Genomic DNA, 1,623 nt, shown 5'->3' with positions numbered 1-1,623 from the left:
GCGGGTCGTCGCCATGCAAATGCCCGCCGAGCCGTTGGAGCGGGATGTATACGGCGAGTTGCTCAACGCGCTTGGCGCGCCCGGTCCTACGAATGACAGCAGCTATCGCCTGAAGGAGGTCTGCCGCAGCCTTTTGCGCCGGATGAGTGCGCGCATGCTGGTCATTGATGAGATCCACGCCATGCTGGCCGGCAGCTTCCGTCAGCAGCGGATCTTCTTGAACGTCATCCGGTTTCTGGCCAACGATCTGAAAATTCCGCTGATCTGCGCCGGAACCGACCTGGCAAGGCAGGCGCTTTTGACCGATCCGCAGCTGGCCGAACGCTTCGAGGCCTTCCATCTTCCGCGCTGGTCCGATGACCGTCATTTTGGGCAGCTGCTGTCCAGCCTGGGCAGCATTTTGCCGCTGCGCCGGCCCTCGGAACTGGCAACGGCCGCAATCCGCCGCCGGGTGCTCGAAATGACCGACGGCGTGACGATGCGCATTTTCCGGCTAATCGAGACGGTCGCCGTGGAAGCGATCCGCGACGGCAGCGAGAGCATTGACGAGGGCAGTTTCACGTCCGACGATCTGGTGCTGCCGCTGGTTGCCATGACGCTCGAAGCTGAACGGCAGTTGCAGCGGCGCATCATGCGGTGAACGCGCCGCCATTCCTTCCGATAGCGCCGCGCCCGTTTGAGGACGAATTGCTGTCCTCCTGGCAGGAGCGTGTGGCATGCCGCTACGGGCGCGCGGTGCTGGAACTCGAGCGCTGGCTCGAGCCGCGCGCCACTTGTGCCCCCGCAATCGGCTTCGAGCAGCGTGATTTCCAGCCGCCCACGGCTGTAGTCGAGCTCTGGGCGCAGGCCTGCCGCCTGCCGGCCAGCTCGCTCGCGGGGATGGCGCTCTCGTGTCGCGAGCGGCCGCTGGCGTGGTATGTCGCGGACCGGTCTCACGCAGGCGTTTGTCCTGCCTGTCTGGACCAAGATACCGCGGACGATGGCGACCACTACGTGCGTCGCGCGTGGTCCCATGTCGAAGCGATGGTATGTTCCCGGCACCGGCAAACGCTACGGGATTTTTGCGGACGCTGCTTCGGCAGCGCCGGATTTCGGTTTCACGAGCTTGCGGGAAAAGCCCGCCTGGTCTGCATGACTTGTTTGACCGTTGTATCATCATGCCGGGAAGCCGACCGAGCGGAGCCGCAAAAGACCGGGTTCCTGACGACGCTCGCCGATATCGTCACAGACGTTGTCGCTGGCGACGCCGGCGAAGGCCCGTCGCCGGAAGAAATCATGCGGGCAGCTAAGCTGCTGTGGACCCCGTCGCAAGCAGACGACAAGCCATTCATCGCATGGTCGGGTCTCGGCCTGCCGAAGGGAGGTCATGGTATGCCGGCGCAGCGGACGGCCCCGCTCGCCACGGCTGCCCTTACCTGGCGCATAACGACCTTGATCGCTATTGCGCAGCTTCTCGACCTTGCCGGTGCCAGACGGCGCTTCGGGCCGCCACCGCCCTTCGTGTTCCAGGCGTTCGCGGCCGAGCCAGAAAACGCATCGCAACCCACGTTGAGCTCCGCCGTCCGGCAATCCAAAGAGACCGGAAAACCTGCAACGAAGCTCGAGCTGCGCTCGAATGCGGAG

The 1,623-nt window shown here is 64.6% G+C and carries 2 protein-coding genes; both read left to right on the top strand.

All coding sequences use genetic code 11. The features are described 5' to 3' along the window. The coding region (locus EN780_RS33720) for a TniB family NTP-binding protein (RefSeq protein ID WP_128276414.1) at window positions 1-640 on the top strand (640 nt) is incomplete at its 5' end. Beyond that, the coding region (locus tag EN780_RS33715) for a TniQ family protein (RefSeq protein WP_128276413.1) at window positions 637-1,623 on the top strand (987 nt) is incomplete at its 3' end. The genes EN780_RS33720 and EN780_RS33715, both read left to right, overlap by 4 nt.

It is taken from the genome of Mesorhizobium sp. M4B.F.Ca.ET.089.01.1.1, from assembly GCF_004022605.1.
In the GTDB taxonomy this organism is placed as follows: domain Bacteria; phylum Pseudomonadota; class Alphaproteobacteria; order Rhizobiales; family Rhizobiaceae; genus Mesorhizobium; species Mesorhizobium abyssinicae.
The sequence above is the reverse complement of the archived record's forward strand: the minus strand, read 5'-3'. Positions and strand labels throughout refer to the sequence as shown.